The following is a 495-nucleotide window of genomic DNA, read 5'->3' as shown; positions in this document are numbered from 1 at the left end:
ACCCCACGGCGAGACCCCGCCTGCGGCTTACGCTTCTTCTTCATTATTCACTTACAACTTTCGGTGTAGCCACCCGAATACTATCAGCAGACCCCGTGCTCACCGTCCCCGAACCACCACTCACAGCTCCCTTGAAACCATCCTTGAGTGCATCTTCCCAGTTGAGGGCTTCTTCTTGCGGTGTCACAGCATAGTTACCCATACCCACACCAAAATCAGCAGCCCTATCTGCAACAAATCCACCCGTGGCTCGCAACCCCTGCTCAACCACGCCAGCATCAACACCAGGCTTACCAAAAGCCTGCTGCCTCAACGGCGTCACCCTCGGCGACAAAACACCAACCCCCACACCAGACACCGTCGCCCGAACATAACCACCCACAGTATGCTCCTGAAAATCACCTAAACCATACGCCAAATTATTACTAGCCACATTAGAAGTAACACTCTGCACCGTCTGACCAGAAAGCGAACGAGCATAACCACCCAGATCAC

The 495-nt window shown here is 53.7% G+C and carries 1 protein-coding gene; it reads right to left on the bottom strand.

Annotated elements, in window-relative coordinates; all coding sequences use genetic code 11:
* Positions 1-43 precede the first annotated feature (43 nt).
* The coding region (locus L7A20_RS11850) for a hypothetical protein (RefSeq protein ID WP_237223683.1) at positions 44-495 on the bottom strand (452 nt) is incomplete at its 5' end.

Source organism: Rothia nasimurium (assembly GCF_928381415.1).
GTDB lineage: Bacteria > Actinomycetota > Actinomycetes > Actinomycetales > Micrococcaceae > Rothia > Rothia nasimurium_H.
This window is presented reverse-complemented; position numbering and strand designations above follow the sequence as displayed.